General features: G+C 58.2%; 15 protein-coding genes. 2 read left to right on the top strand and 13 right to left on the bottom strand.

The genetic code is table 11. From position 1 onward, the window contains the following. The first annotated feature begins 112 nt into the window (after nt 1-112). On the top strand, nt 113-1,312 hold the full coding sequence (locus tag BM320_RS01045; RefSeq protein ID WP_242650924.1) for a type 2 periplasmic-binding domain-containing protein: 1,200 nt from the start codon (nt 113-115) through the stop codon (nt 1,310-1,312). Nucleotides 1,313-1,380: 68 nt separating this feature from the next. On the opposite strand, the gene BM320_RS01040 is transcribed toward BM320_RS01045, so the two are convergent. From BM320_RS01040 to def (BM320_RS01010), 7 genes are all read right to left on the bottom strand, one after another. Continuing rightward, complete coding sequence (locus BM320_RS01040; protein ID WP_165614965.1) at nt 1,381-1,809, bottom strand: VOC family protein; 429 nt, start codon at nt 1,807-1,809, stop codon at nt 1,381-1,383. Further along, nucleotides 1,806-2,615, bottom strand: coding sequence for an aldo/keto reductase (locus BM320_RS01035; RefSeq protein ID WP_090195300.1), 810 nt, complete (start codon nt 2,613-2,615; stop codon nt 1,806-1,808). The genes BM320_RS01040 and BM320_RS01035 overlap by 4 nt, the downstream gene beginning before the upstream one ends. A 67-nt stretch (nt 2,616-2,682) precedes the next feature. Next, nucleotides 2,683-3,582 carry a methionyl-tRNA formyltransferase gene (gene fmt, locus BM320_RS01030; RefSeq protein WP_090195297.1) on the bottom strand — a complete coding sequence of 300 codons (900 nt, stop codon included), beginning with the start codon at nt 3,580-3,582 and terminating at the stop codon, nt 2,683-2,685. Nucleotides 3,583-3,645: 63 nt separating this feature from the next. Then, entirely contained in the window at nt 3,646-4,398 is a 753-nt protein-coding gene (locus BM320_RS01025) for a HupA family protein (protein ID WP_090195295.1), read from the bottom strand. Nucleotides 4,399-4,525: 127 nt separating this feature from the next. Further along, complete coding sequence (gene def / locus BM320_RS01020) at nt 4,526-5,026, bottom strand: peptide deformylase (RefSeq protein ID WP_090195293.1); 501 nt, start codon at nt 5,024-5,026, stop codon at nt 4,526-4,528. Next, nucleotides 5,023-5,478: a peptide deformylase gene (gene def / locus BM320_RS01015; protein ID WP_242650923.1), complete on the bottom strand. Its 456-nt coding sequence runs from the start codon at nt 5,476-5,478 to the stop codon at nt 5,023-5,025. The genes def (BM320_RS01020) and def (BM320_RS01015) overlap by 4 nt, the downstream gene beginning before the upstream one ends. A gap of 9 nt (nt 5,479-5,487) precedes the next feature. Further along, entirely contained in the window at nt 5,488-6,009 is a 522-nt protein-coding gene (def, locus tag BM320_RS01010) for a peptide deformylase (RefSeq protein WP_090195287.1), read from the bottom strand. Nucleotides 6,010-6,121: 112 nt separating this feature from the next. Between def (BM320_RS01010) and BM320_RS01005 the strand changes: the two genes are divergently transcribed. Continuing rightward, a complete protein-coding gene (locus BM320_RS01005; RefSeq protein WP_090195284.1) occupies nt 6,122-7,294 on the top strand; it encodes a MalY/PatB family protein in 1,173 nt (390 codons plus the stop codon). Nucleotides 7,295-7,300: 6 nt separating this feature from the next. Here BM320_RS01005 and BM320_RS01000 read toward each other — a convergent pair whose 3' ends face one another. The 6 genes from BM320_RS01000 to BM320_RS00975 form a co-directional block, all read right to left on the bottom strand. After that, a complete protein-coding gene (locus BM320_RS01000; RefSeq protein WP_090195281.1) occupies nt 7,301-7,651 on the bottom strand; it encodes a hypothetical protein in 351 nt (116 codons plus the stop codon). 84 nt (nt 7,652-7,735) lie between these two features. Continuing rightward, nucleotides 7,736-8,503 (bottom strand): precorrin-4 C(11)-methyltransferase, encoded by a 768-nt coding sequence (gene cobM, locus BM320_RS00995; protein WP_090195279.1) that lies wholly within the window; start codon nt 8,501-8,503, stop codon nt 7,736-7,738. A gap of 72 nt (nt 8,504-8,575) precedes the next feature. Further along, entirely contained in the window at nt 8,576-10,387 is a 1,812-nt protein-coding gene (gene cobJ, locus BM320_RS00990) for a precorrin-3B C(17)-methyltransferase (RefSeq protein WP_090195278.1), read from the bottom strand. Continuing rightward, nucleotides 10,378-11,079 (bottom strand): precorrin-2 C(20)-methyltransferase, encoded by a 702-nt coding sequence (cobI, locus tag BM320_RS00985; RefSeq protein ID WP_090195275.1) that lies wholly within the window; start codon nt 11,077-11,079, stop codon nt 10,378-10,380. The genes cobJ and cobI overlap by 10 nt, the downstream gene beginning before the upstream one ends. Further along, nucleotides 11,076-12,278, bottom strand: coding sequence for a precorrin-6y C5,15-methyltransferase (decarboxylating) subunit CbiE (gene cbiE / locus BM320_RS00980; protein ID WP_090195271.1), 1,203 nt, complete (start codon nt 12,276-12,278; stop codon nt 11,076-11,078). The genes cobI and cbiE overlap by 4 nt, the downstream gene beginning before the upstream one ends. After that, the gene (locus BM320_RS00975; protein ID WP_207496828.1) at nt 12,271-12,906 is read right to left on the bottom strand and encodes a precorrin-8X methylmutase; all 636 of its coding nucleotides are present in this window, start codon (nt 12,904-12,906) and stop codon (nt 12,271-12,273) included. Before BM320_RS00975 ends, cbiE begins: the two co-directional genes overlap by 8 nt. Between the last annotated feature and the right edge of the window lie 2 nt (nt 12,907-12,908).

The following is a 12,908-nucleotide window of genomic DNA, read 5'->3' as shown; positions in this document are numbered from 1 at the left end:
ATTCTCTGTTTACCGTCAACAATCGAGGCATCTTTGGTGGATTGTCAGCGGCAAACGGCGCGGCCCTGGGGTGCAACAGCAAACAAGAGACAAAATGTTAAAGGTTAGATTAATGAACGACTTAACAACCCGCATGCAGCGCCTGATGGTTTCAACCGTCGTGGCCGTTGCCGCAATGGGCGCGCCAACAGTGGCAAGCGCAGACCAGATCACGCTCGAATCCAATGATGGCGCGATCAATATCACAGGCGAGCTGATCGAATTCGCAGATGGCAATTTTGTGATCGAATCCGCATTTGGTCCGATCCGTGTAGATGCAAGCCAAGTTACTTGTACCGGTGATGCATGCCCCGGCGTCGAAACCGGACCAATCGTCTGGGATGTCTCGCTTTGGGGTAGCCGCCGCGCGTTCACCGAACACGTCGAAAAGCTTGCAGAACTCGTCTCCGAAAAGACTGACGGTGAATTTACACTGAACCTTTCATATGGTGACTTGGCGCCAAGTAACCAAAACCTAGATGGAATCGCTGCTGGCGATTTCGAGATGGCGCAGTTCTGCGCCGGCTACCATCCTGAAAAGAACCCTTCGATTACTGTTTTGGAATTGCCATTCCTTGGTGTTAATTCACTTGAGCAAGAGATCGAAGTGTCAATGGCTGTTTATTCCCACCCAGCAACACAGACGGACCTAGCCCGTTGGAACGCTACGTTGCTAATGCCTTCACCATTGCCGCAGTATAACTTGGTTGGCTCTGGCTTTCCGCCAACGTCACTGGATGACTTTAACGGCATGAATGTCCGTGCGACGGGCGGTATTGGGGAAGCAATCGCATCACTCGGTGCAATCATTTCAAACGTTCCGGCAACTGACGTGAGCCGTGCAATGGAAACCGGTTTTGTTGACGCGGTCAGCTTTGCGCCACATGCGCATATGTCGTTTGGGACAATTGAAGGCGGCACATGGTGGACTACGAACCTAAACCCAGGCACGGTGAATTGCCCTGTCGCTGTAAACACGGATGCCTTGAATGCTCTCAGCCCTGAGTTTCGCGAAGCTTTGACATCATCAGTTGATGCTTCATTGGACCATTATGTTGCATTCTACAACGGTGACACAATGGACGCTTGGCAGCCGGCACTACGTGAGCGCGGCATCATGGAGCTGACAATTAATGACGAAATCATGGGTTCAATTCGCGAAACCGTTGCCGGACCAGCGGTAGAGGCGTGGATCACAGAAAATACAGCCTTAGGGCTTCCTGCCCAAGAACTTTATGATCTGGTTCAGACGACAATTGCTCAAGGCAACTGATCTAACCTAGCAGCATGTGGGGTCCGTCACGCGCCCCCACATGCCAGCGTTCTATTCATTGCGCCCTCTTAGCGACCGTCAGGGTATTCGGCGGGGCCTTTCACCTCGAGCTTGTTGCCAAACGGGTCAAAGATATAAAACGAATGCCCCACGCCGCGCGCGCCGCCATGTTGGGCTTCGCGGTCGATCTTCACGCCATGCGCCGCCAGATGCGCGCGCATATCATCCGGCGCAAACGGTGAAGTCGCAATACAGACATGATCAACATTACGCCCGCCCTGCACCGGCGGCACCGCAGTGGCCGCACCCGGATGGGTGATATCCCAGAGAACAATCAGCGCAGCCCCCGCCCAGACCTGTTCCATCCCCATAGCCGGATAGGAATAGCCGGGCACACAGCCCAACACGTCGTGATAGAACGCCAGCGCCTTGGGCATGTCATCGACAATAAAAACAACATGATCGATCCCGACCAGTGAAAACGGTGGTTTGCTCATGTCATATCCCATTCTGGGCACCAAGGCCCGTTTACCAAACGCATATTACGTTCCAGCCGGGTGATTGCGGCCAGATCATCCGCGCCTAGCTGCAAATCGGTGGCAGCCAGATTTTCGCGGATGCGGTCGGGGTTCCCCGAAGACGGGATTACGATATGCCCTTCGGCCAGCAGCCACGCCAGCGCGATCTGGCTGGCAGTCGCGCCGTGTTTTGCGGCAATCTGCATTAGCACCGGATCATCCACCACCGCCCCGCGCGCCAGCGGCGAAAACGCGGTCAGCGTCACGCCTTTGGCGCGGCAATAATCCACAATCGGCGCGTTTTGCATGAATACATGCAATTCGACCTGATTGGTCAGAATTGGCCGGTCCCCCAACAAATCCAGTGCGCGATCCATATAGTGTTTGGTGAAATTCGATACGCCGATGTTGCGGCACAGGCCCGCGTCATAGACCGCGGCAAACTGGGCCATATAATCGGTGATGTCGTATTCATCATTGATCGACGGGTAATGCAGCAGCAACAAATCCACCGGACCCACGCCCAGCTTTTCAAGCGAAGCCTCGACATGGGGGCGGATCTGACCGGGGCCAAAGCTTTCTGGTGCGACTTTGGTTGTGACCCATAATTCATCGCGCGGCAGGCCAAAATCTGCGATCGCGCGCCCGACGTGTTCTTCGTTTTCGTAGCCTTCGGCCCCGTCAATATGCCGGTAGCCCGCCTGCAACGCGGCCATTGTGCCTTCATAGGCCGCATTCCCCGGCCTGTTCCACGTGCCGTAGCCAATTCTTGGTATGGTTTTCATCTGATATCCTCCCGCTTTTGCGGAACTATATCGTTTACGTTAGGTAATCCAAGCCCCGATATGAGGTTCAGTTCAAGCGCGCACCCAGTTCAAGCCCGCGCAGTACATCCGCCGCCGACATCGCCTTTTTGCCCTGACGCTGGGCGCGGGTGATGGTCACGGCCCCTGTGCCGCAAGCAATAGTAAACCCGACCAAAACGGTGCCGGGGGCGGCTTCGCCTGTTGCAATAGTGCTGGCCAGCAGTTTGACCCGTTCGCCTGCAACATCACACCATGCGCCGGGAAAAGGCGATAAACCACGGATCAATTGGTCAACTTCACCGGCGGGTTTGGTCCAGTCGACGCGCGCTTCGGCTTTGTCGATCTTGGCGGCATATGTCACGCCCGCATCCGGCTGGATTTGCGGGGTCAACTGATCCAACTGACCAAGCGCGGTCACAATCGCCGCCGCCCCCAATTCCGACAGGCGGTCGTGCAAGGCGCCTGTGGTTTCACCTGTGCCAATATCAATCGTTTCGCGCAGCAGAACCGGCCCCGTGTCCAGCCCTGCCTCCATCTGCATGATGCAAACGCCGGTCTGCGCGTCGCCCGCCATGATTGCGCGGTGGATCGGGGCCGCCCCGCGCCAGCGCGGCAAAAGAGAGGCGTGAATATTCAAGCAACCCTTTGCGGGGGCATCCAAAATCACCTGTGGTAAGATCAGCCCGTAAGCCACGACCACGGCGATATCGGCCTTCAACGCCGCAAAAGCTGCTTGTTCCTCCGCCGTTTTCAACGAAACGGGATAGCGGACGGGCAACCCCAAGGCTTCGGCCCTGATTTGCACGGGGCTTGGGCGGTCCTTTTTGCCGCGCCCTGCAGGGCGGGGCGGCTGGCAATAGACGGCGGCGATTTCATGACCAGCCGCGACCAAAGCATCCAGCACCGGCACAGAAAAATCCGGCGTTCCCATAAAGATAATTTTCATCGCAAAGCCCCGTCAAAAGTCACGACAGGGCTACGATAATTCACATGGCGGTGCAAACCCGCATTATCGGGTCAGGACCATTCCACCTTGTTCGGTAAATGTATTGGGGCCAGCATGAGAAATTGTAACTGCTCCGACGATGGCTTCGCCATTTGGGCCAACGATCAGCCCGGTATAAGTGCCATCAGCAGCCACCAGCCCGCCGGAATTCAACGCGCCGCCGCTGGTGCTGCCTACAAACGCACCGTCGACAAGATCGGTCAGATTTAGCGTCACATCATCCGCAGCCGTCGTGCCATCGAATACACGGTTGGTGATCATGCCGGTTACGGAATCATAGGCGAAATTGACGGTAAGCGTGGCTGTACCCGAAACTGTTTCTGGGGACAAATCCCGCGATCCATCCACCACAATCGCGCCGTAAGTACCGCTATAGGCTGCGCTTCCTGTTGCGGGAATAACTGTCGTGCCCGTGCGGGTCAGCTGCGCGCCATTGTCGACGATGATAACTTCACCGCCACTTGTCGTGCCACGCAAAAGATACCCTTCGGTCGTTTGCAAATAGACGCTGAAATCGGCAGGCACGCCAGCCAAAGTATCAGGGTAGTAGTACCAGCCGGCATTGGGCAGAGTGCGCAGCACACGGTCCGGCGAGCCACCTGATGCAAGGTGAGTATAGGTGTAATTCGCGGCGGCCCCGGTGCGCATTGAAACGGTTCCGACCTCTTGTGGCGCTGCCGCATCAGGGGCTGTGCTACACGCCGCAAGGCCAAGGGCGCATAGGCTGGCAGCAATAGATAAACGTAAGATTTGCATAGTGTTTTCCCGAAAAATTTTGATCGTACAAAAGTTGCCCCGACCTAAAAGGATCAGCGCAGTATACCGGTAGATTAAGGGTAAACCCTTGGTCTGCAAATACAAAACATATATGGAAATAATAGCGCTAGTGACGCGCGATCTTGCGGGCCTTTTTGATCAGCATATCGCGTTTCATTTTGGTCAGGTGGTCAAAGAACATCTTGCCCGCCAGATGGTCGATTTGGTGCTGCACGGATGTCGCCCAAAGCCCGACAAAATCGCGGTCCTCGGATACGCCATGTTCATTCAAGAACCGCACGGTCACGGCGCGCGGGCGTTCGATTTTGGCCCAGACACCGGGGAGGTTGGGCGATCCTTCTTCATGATCACGCAAGGCAACACTTGCATGCAAGATTTCGGGGTTGGCCATGCGCACCGCCTGCCCGCGGGCATCGGATGCATCAACCACCGCTAGCGCAAGCCCGATCCCCAACTGCGGCGCAGCCAGCCCGACGCCAGGCATTGTATCCATTGCGCGGATCATTTCATCCCAGATCGCGCGGGTTTCATCTGTGATGACGGTCACGGGTTGCGCGGGCGTGCGCAGTATGGCGTGCGGCCATTTCACATAGGGGCGATGGGTCATGTCTCTTCTCCGGTGTCGGTGATCAACACACCATTCAGATGGTCCAGTTCGTGGCAGGCGCAAATTGCCTGCATACCGTCAAATCGGGCGGATTGTATTTTGCCATCAATGGTTTGCCACGTCATTTCGACCCAGATAGGGCGCGCAACGTCAAAGCTGCGGTCGGGAATCGAAAGGCAGCCTTCGGGACCGGTTGCGGTGGCGTCTGATTGCGCCGTGATCTGCGGGTTCACAAAAACCAGCGGCGACGGCTCCGCGTCTTTCCATGTGACATCGGTCACAAAAATGCGCTGGCTGACCCCCACCTGCGGCGCCGCCAACCCGCGCCCGGGGGCAGCATACATCGTGGCCAGCATGTCATCTGCCAATTGCGCAAGCGCCCTGTCGAAACAGGTGACGGGATCAGCGATCGAGGTTAGCACCGGATCACCGATATACCGCAGGCCGCGCACCGCCACAGCCTAGCCCCGCGCCATTTCGCGTTTCAGCTTTTGCATCTTGCGGGTAATCATCTGGCGTTTGAGCGGCTTGAGATAGTCGATAAACAGCTTGCCATCGAGATGGTCGATCTCGTGCTGCACGCATGTCGCCCATAACCCGTCAAATTTCTCGCGCTGGGTTTTCCCGTCAAGGTTCAGCCATTCGACTTCGACTTCGGTGGGGCGTTCAACTTCGGCATATTGATCGGGGATGGACAGGCACCCTTCGTCGTAGACGCTGCGCGCATCCGATGACCAAACGACCTGCGGATTGATCAAGACCATCGGTTCCGGCGTTGCGTCATCTTCTTTGGCGCAATCCATCACGATCATGCGCAGCATTTGCGCAACCTGCGGCGCGGCAAGCCCGATACCGGGCGCGTCATACATGGTTTCCAGCATGTCATCGGCAAGTCGGCGGATGTTGTCATCTACAGATGCAACAGGGTCTGTCACCTTCTTGAGCCGCGGATCAGGGTGAATAAGGATATTTCGTATTGTCATGGCGGTGATCTAATCGGTCTGCGGATGTATCGCAAGCAAAGGGTACAATATCGCCCTTGCAACAAGGGGTTTATTTGCGCCAGTTTGCGACAAACCCTAAAGGACAATCTTCATGAACTTCGACACGCCCATTGATCGCCGCGGCCAGAAACAAACCAAATGGGACCGGATGGAAGAATTGTTTGGCGTCTCGCCCGCGGACGGGCTTGCAATGTGGACCGCGGATTCCGACTACCCGACCGCCCCTTGTGTCCGCGATGCGCTTTTCAAAGCGGCCGAGCACGGTGTTTTCGGCTATTCATGGCTGCATGACGACTATCTGAATGCGGTCGCATGGTGGATGCACAACCGGCACGGCTGGGACATTGATACCGACTGGATTTTGACGGCGCAGGGTTTGGGCAACGCCATCGCGCTCAGCATCGACGCATGGTCTGATCCCGGTGATTCCGTTGTTATATTCTCGCCTGTCTACTTGGAGTTTTCGGTGAAGATCAAAAAGGCGGGGCGGGTTGTGAATGAATGCCCGCTCAAACGCGCGGGCGATACCTATGTGCTTGATCTTGAAGATGCGCAATCGCGGCTGACGGGGCGTGAAAAACTGCTGATCTGGTGTTCGCCGCAAAACCCGTCGGGGCGCATCTGGACCGCCGAAGAGCTTCGGCAAGTTGCTGATTTTGCACGTAAAAACAACCTAATACTGGTCAGCGACGAGGTGCATCACGATCTGGTTTATGCGGGTGAAAAATTCATCCCCATGGCTGTTGCCGCCCCTGAGGCGCAAGATATCAGCGTCTATCTGACGGCGGCTTCAAAGACATTCAATATCGCGGGGCAGCGCACCGGCAATATGATTATCCCCGATCCTGAACTGCGGCAGGCGATCAAATCGCGGCTTCATGTGTTGGATTACATGCCTGCGGGCCTCTCGGTGGCGATGATCACCGCCGCCTATTCGCCCGAGGGTGCCGCATGGGTCGACGCGCAAATGGCACATCTGAAAAAGAACCGCGATATTTTCGATTCAGGGATCAGCAAGATCCCCGGCGTCTATGCGATGCCGCTGCAATCAACCTATCTGGCATGGGTCGATTTTTCCGGCACCGGCATGACCTATGAAGAAATCGAAAACAGGATCAAGAAAACCGCCAAAATCGCACCATCCCCCGGCCCGTCATTTGGTGCAGGCGGCGAGACATTCATGCGGTTCAACCTTGCCACGCAAACGGACAAGGTCACAGAGGCCGTCACACGGCTGCAATACGCGTTTCGTGACCTGCAATAGGTAGGGTTACTGGCGCCCGAGCAACCCTGCGGGCGTGAATTCGGGCATCACATAATCCGCGGCGGGCCCATCGGCGACGGGGCGCAACCATTTGAATTCGAACACGCGTTCATTGTCTTCGACCACAGAGGACACGACCAGACATTGGTAAAGATGTTTCGGGCCGTCATAGATATCAACATGGCCGCGCAACCGGCCCGACCCGTCAAGATCCAGCGCAAACCCGCCCTCCCAAAACCGGCGGATGCGGTAAGAATCATCGCCATCACGCACAGAAAGGCGATCTTTGCGTTTCAACGCGGCCTTTCGGGCTTCATCAAGACCCTGGCGCACGGCCTCTGGCAAAAACTCGTACATAATATTCCTCCACTCTCTCTCCAGCATGCGCGAAGAATGGTAAACATCAAGTAACGATTTTCTGCAAAACGCAATTATGCGCACCTAAACCTTGCGTTTGGGGCGCAAGACATGCGGTTTGGCCGCGTCATAAAGCGCGGAATCGGGAAAACCGTGCTGATCCGATAGCGCAGGCCCGACCAGAATAAGCGCGGTGCGGGTAATTTTGGCCGCGCGGACCTTTTCGCGCACATCCATCAACGTGCCCCGAATGATCAACTGATCCGGCCATCCCACGCGGTAGACCACGGCGACCGGACAATCCGCGCCGTAATGCGGTTCAAGCTGGCGTTCGATTTCGCGCAAGGCCCGAATGCCCAGATGGATCGCAAGGGTCGCGCCCGTGCGCGCGAAATTCGCCAATGTCTCGCCTTGCGGCATACCCGTTGATTTCATCGACATGCGGGTCAGGACGATGGATTGCGCGATTTCTGGCACTGTCAGTTCAGTGCCAAGTGCGGCAGCAGCGGCGGCATAGGCAGGCACGCCTGGAATGATCTGGTAGTCGATCCCATCCGCCTTGAGCCGGCGAATCTGTTCCGCAATTGCGCCGTATAGCGAAGGATCACCCGAATGCACCCGCGCCACGTTTTGACCGCGGGCGTGGGCCGCTACAATCTGCGCATGGGTTTCATCAAGGTTCATCGGCGCGGTATCCATAACCAATGCCCCTTCGGGCGCGCAGGCGACAACCGCCTCTGGTACTAACGACCCTGCATAAAGACAGACCGGGCATTCACCGATCAACCGCGCCGCTTTGAGCGTCAGTAATTCCGGATCACCCGGTCCCGCACCGATAAAATAAACAGTCATTTACTTACTTCCCATTCTCGCGGTGACAAACTCTCGATGAGAGTTTGTAGCCAATTTTTCGATGAAAAATTGTCAGCCCTTATCCGATAGATCGCCGTCAATTTTGCGGGCATAGCCACGCGGAGTATACATCCGCGGCCCTGTGCCCATCTGCGCCAGTTTCGAATGCGACGACCCGATCAGCACAACCGTCAGCATATCCACCTCGTCAACTTGCAGTTCGTCCAAACGCCGATAGCGCACATGTTCTTCAGGGCGCCCAAGCGATGACGCGAGCATCACCGGCGTATCCGCCGGCCGATGTTGCAGCAAAATATCGCGGGCTTCGGCCAGCAAGGTCCGGCGGCGCAGTGATACCGGATTATAAAACGCAATGACGAAATCACCGGCTGCGGCGGCATGCAGCCGTTTGATGATATCTTCGCGCGGGGTCAGCAGGTCCGACAGTGAAATCGCACAGAAATCATGCCCCAATGGCGCACCTGCACGTGCAGCGGCCCCCTGCAAAGCGCTGACACCAGGGGAACATTGCACTTCGACGCGGCGGGCAGCATCGGACACACCCATCTGGTCCGGCCCGCGGTCCAGCAGCTCAAACACCAGCGCACCCATTGCATAAATCCCGGCATCGCCAGAACAGACCAGCGCGACATTCTTGCCTTTACCCGCCTGTTCAAGCGCATAGCGACAACGGTCTTCTTCGCCACCAAGCGGAAAATCGGATCGTTCCTTACCAATGGCCAGCGGCCCAAGCAGGTCGATATAAAGCCCGTAGCCAACCAGCTCTTCGGCCTCGGCCACAAGGCGCGACACTTCGGGCGTGCGCCAGGCCGCCTGCCCCGGCCCGATGCCGACGATCGACAGTTTCCCGCGCGCGCGTCCACGCATCACGGTGACCGGATCATCGGCGCGGGCAATTGCGCAGGTGGTGTTGGCGGTCTTGCTTTTGGCGACTGACAATTCCGCCCCGTCGCCAGCAGCAGCGAGTGCTGCCCCTTCGCACACGCCGTGGCAGCCGACCTCGGCAAAGACGACCTCGGACGGATTGGCAAGCCGTCCCGCTTCGGCCTCTAGCTCAGTTGCAGTGAACACGCGCAATGGCACGCCCAAACGTGCCGCAACTGCGATAATCGCAGGCTCATCCGCCTTAAGGTCAATCGACGCGACGCAGGCAATAGCTCCCGCTGCGATATCGGCGGCGTCCAATGCGCCCAATACATGTTCCCACATTTCTTCGGTGTCAGCGCCCCGCGCGCACCCAAGCCCAAGCGCAAAACGTTGCGGGTGGTAAACCAGCTTGGACGGGCCGCCTGTACTTGCGGCTTCGGTCACAAGGATTTCAACATCGCCCCCTTCGGGCAGGGTCACATCAAACAGGTCTTCGTCGGTAAATGTCACCCCGCCACCGCCCAACAACGCGGCCATCACAGATTTCGCATCTTGCGGGTTGTGCAAACGGTAACCTGCGGGTGGTTCATCCAAAGCCACGCCAAGTGCCACATCCCCCGCCGTGGTAACCGCAGCCGCACCGCCCAAAGCATCGGCAATCTGGCGCGCCAGCCGGTTCGCGCCGCGATGGCCGCCCAGCAATGGCACCACAACGCTGCCGTCGTCTGATACGGACACAACAGGAGGCTCCGTCGTTTTGTCAGCCAGCAACGGGGCCACAGCACGGATCAGAATGCCGGAGGCACAGACGCCGATAATCGGCACACCCGCCGCAAAAAGATCGCGCGCGTGATCCAATGCGTTCGGAAAAAACGCATCCGCCTGTGTGACGCGATCCGCGCGCCCGTGGACCTGCGCGCCAATGGCTGCGGCGACGCGGTGCGCGGTGGCTTCACCAGATTGCGAAAGCGCCAGAACGACGGGTTTTAAAGCCATGGATCGGCCCCTTTTGTCAGCAAAATCATTGAAAAATACGGGGCCTTTTCGGGGGCCTGTGCCAGTGGCAGCACGATTTCTTGCGGCAAGGTCGCGCGTTCGACATAGACTGCACGGTCGGTCAGCCCAAGCGCATCTATCACGGTGCGGATCTTCGGCAGATGCCGCCCGACCTTCATGATCACCACGCTTTCGGCCCCGTCGATACGGGCGCGCAATTCATCGGCGGGCAGCGGACCGGGCAGCACGGTCAGCCGTTCGTTGCGGGCCGCAAGCGGCATACCCGCACGCGCGGCACAGGCGGTGATCGACGTCACGCCAGGGACGACCTCAACCTGATAGCGGTCGGCCAAGCGCGCATAAAGATACATAAATGACCCATAGAAAAACGGGTCCCCTTCGCACAGGCACACAACATCACGCCCCGCATCAAGTGCCGCCGCAATTTGTGCCGCCCCTAGATCATAGGCGGCTTGGGCAGGGGCGCGTTCAACGGTCATGGGCACGTCCATGATAATTTCTTGCGCGTCCGGCGCGATCAGATCTGCCGCGATTGCGCGGGCAAAACTATCGCCGCCCGCCAGCGCAGGATAGGCCACAACAGACGCATTTTCGATCAGGCGCGCCGCGCGCAGTGTCATCAAATCAGCCGCACCAGGGCCAAGCCCGACACCGTACAAAATTCCTGTCATCGCTTGATAAGGCTCCACTGCGTGACTGGCATCGCAGGCCGCCAGCCTGTCAGCCGCCCAATCGGTTCGGCGCGGTGCGTTGCGATTTTCACCAGATCACCGCCGTATTCTTTGTGCAGGGCAATCAACACAGCCTCGCTTTCCAGCGTCACGGCATTGACCACCAAACGCCCCAACGGGCGCAGCGCGGCCCAAGCGGCGGCAAAGGTTTCAACGCTTAATCCGCCACCGATAAAGATCGCATCGGGCGCATCCAGCCCCGCCAGCGCGTCCGGCACGGTGCCATCCACCAGTGCCAGTTTCGGCGCACCAAGCGCCAGCGCGTTCGCCGCAGCCATTGCACGCCTGTCCGCGCGCGGTTCAATCCCAATGGCCCGCGCATAGCGCGCCGCGCGCATCCATTCGATCGCGACCGATCCACAGCCGCAGCCGATATCCCACAAAAGCGCGCCGCGCATCGGCATCAGCTTGGCAACAGTTGCCGCGCGGACCTCTTGCTTGGTCATGGTGCCGTCAGATTGGAACAGGCTATCGGCCAACCCCGGCACGCGCGGCAAAAGCGCCGCATCAGGGGCGGCGATACATTCGACCGCGAGCGTGTTGAACGCGGGCACGGTGTGGTTCCAATCTTCGGCCACACCATCAAAGCGTGCTTCGTCTTTTCCGCCCATCGCGGCCAGAACCGACATGCGCGATTTTCCAAACCCGCGTTCAGACAGAAACGCCGCGATCTGTGCAGGCGTTTGTGCGCCGGTGGTCAGGATCAGCAGACGCGCGTCGGGCTGGATAAAGGCGATCATCTGTTCGACCGGACGGCCATGCACGGTGAGCGTTTCAACATCAGGCAGCGACCAGCCCATCCGCGCTGCGGCAAGTTGAAAGGCTGACAACTGCGGGTGATAGATAATTTCTTTTGGGTCAATCGTGCGGCCAATCCGTGCGCCAACGGAAAACCAAAGCGGATCACCCGTTACCAAGATCACAACGCGACGTCCGCGCAGCCCGTTAATCACGTCGATCATCGCATCAAATGGTGATGGCCATGCAAGCCGTTCAGCCGCTGCATGACCGGCAAGCGTGTGGTGCCGTTCGCCCCCGATAATTACTTCAGCGGCCTCGACGACAGCGCGGGTCGCAGGCACCAGCCCGTCCATACCGTCTTCACCAATGCCGATGATATGCAGCCATGGATCAGCCATCTTCGGGCAACCCCGCTGCCAGCGCGTTCACCGCCGCAGATGCAATTGCCGACCCGCCACGCCGCCCGCGCAACGCGACATATTCACAGCCGCGCGGGTTGGCGGCCAGTTCCGCCTTGCTTTCGGCAGCGCCAACAAACCCCACCGGAAACCCGAGGATAACGGCAGGTTTCGGCCAGCCCGCATCCAGCAGTTCAAGCAGATGGAACAAGGCCGTAGGCGCATTACCTATCGCCACGACAGCGCCGGCGATATGGTCTTTCCACAGCTCTACGGCCGCCGCCGACCGTGTGTTTCCAATATCCGCAGCGCGTGCAGGCACGCTGTCATCATTCAGGGTTACGATCACTTTGTTATTCGCAGGCAGATAGCGGCGGATGATCCCCGCACCCACCATTTCACAATCGCAAAGGATCGGCGCGCCAGCCTGCAAGGCCGCGTGACCCGCCGCATAGGCCCCATTCGAAAAAGCCAGACGATCCGCGACCTCGACCATGCCGCAGGCATGAATGACGCGGGTAATCAGCGGGCGCATATCAGGCGCAAACCGGTCCAGACGCGCCTCTGCGCGCACGGTGGCAAAGCTTTGCGCATAGATTGCGTTCGGGTCTTTTTCATAAGGACGCATGG

It is taken from the genome of Yoonia tamlensis, from assembly GCF_900115105.1.
Taxonomy (GTDB): Bacteria; Pseudomonadota; Alphaproteobacteria; order Rhodobacterales; family Rhodobacteraceae; genus Yoonia; species Yoonia tamlensis.
Note: the sequence above shows the minus strand (reverse complement) of the source record. Positions and strands in the feature narration are given on the sequence as shown.

Bases quoted from the DNA above. Each gene is read 5' to 3' on its own strand.
- BM320_RS01045 (WP_242650924.1), top strand. From the start codon at position 113: ATGAACGACTTAACAACCCGCATGCAGCGCCTGATGGTTTCAACCGTC.
- BM320_RS01040 (WP_165614965.1), bottom strand. From the start codon at position 1,809: ATGAGCAAACCACCGTTTTCACTGGTCGGGATCGATCATGTTGTTTTT.
- BM320_RS01035 (WP_090195300.1), bottom strand. From the start codon at position 2,615: ATGAAAACCATACCAAGAATTGGCTACGGCACGTGGAACAGGCCGGGG.
- fmt (WP_090195297.1), bottom strand. From the start codon at position 3,582: ATGAAAATTATCTTTATGGGAACGCCGGATTTTTCTGTGCCGGTGCTG.
- BM320_RS01025 (WP_090195295.1), bottom strand. From the start codon at position 4,398: ATGCAAATCTTACGTTTATCTATTGCTGCCAGCCTATGCGCCCTTGGC.
- def (WP_090195293.1), bottom strand. From the start codon at position 5,026: ATGACCCATCGCCCCTATGTGAAATGGCCGCACGCCATACTGCGCACG.
- def (WP_090195287.1), bottom strand. From the start codon at position 6,009: ATGACAATACGAAATATCCTTATTCACCCTGATCCGCGGCTCAAGAAG.
- BM320_RS01005 (WP_090195284.1), top strand. From the start codon at position 6,122: ATGAACTTCGACACGCCCATTGATCGCCGCGGCCAGAAACAAACCAAA.
- BM320_RS01000 (WP_090195281.1), bottom strand. From the start codon at position 7,651: ATGTACGAGTTTTTGCCAGAGGCCGTGCGCCAGGGTCTTGATGAAGCC.
- cobM (WP_090195279.1), bottom strand. From the start codon at position 8,503: ATGACTGTTTATTTTATCGGTGCGGGACCGGGTGATCCGGAATTACTG.
- cobJ (WP_090195278.1), bottom strand. From the start codon at position 10,387: ATGGCTTTAAAACCCGTCGTTCTGGCGCTTTCGCAATCTGGTGAAGCC.
- cobI (WP_090195275.1), bottom strand. From the start codon at position 11,079: ATGACAGGAATTTTGTACGGTGTCGGGCTTGGCCCTGGTGCGGCTGAT.
- cbiE (WP_090195271.1), bottom strand. From the start codon at position 12,278: ATGGCTGATCCATGGCTGCATATCATCGGCATTGGTGAAGACGGTATG.
- BM320_RS00975 (WP_207496828.1), bottom strand. From the start codon at position 12,906: ATGCGTCCTTATGAAAAAGACCCGAACGCAATCTATGCGCAAAGCTTT.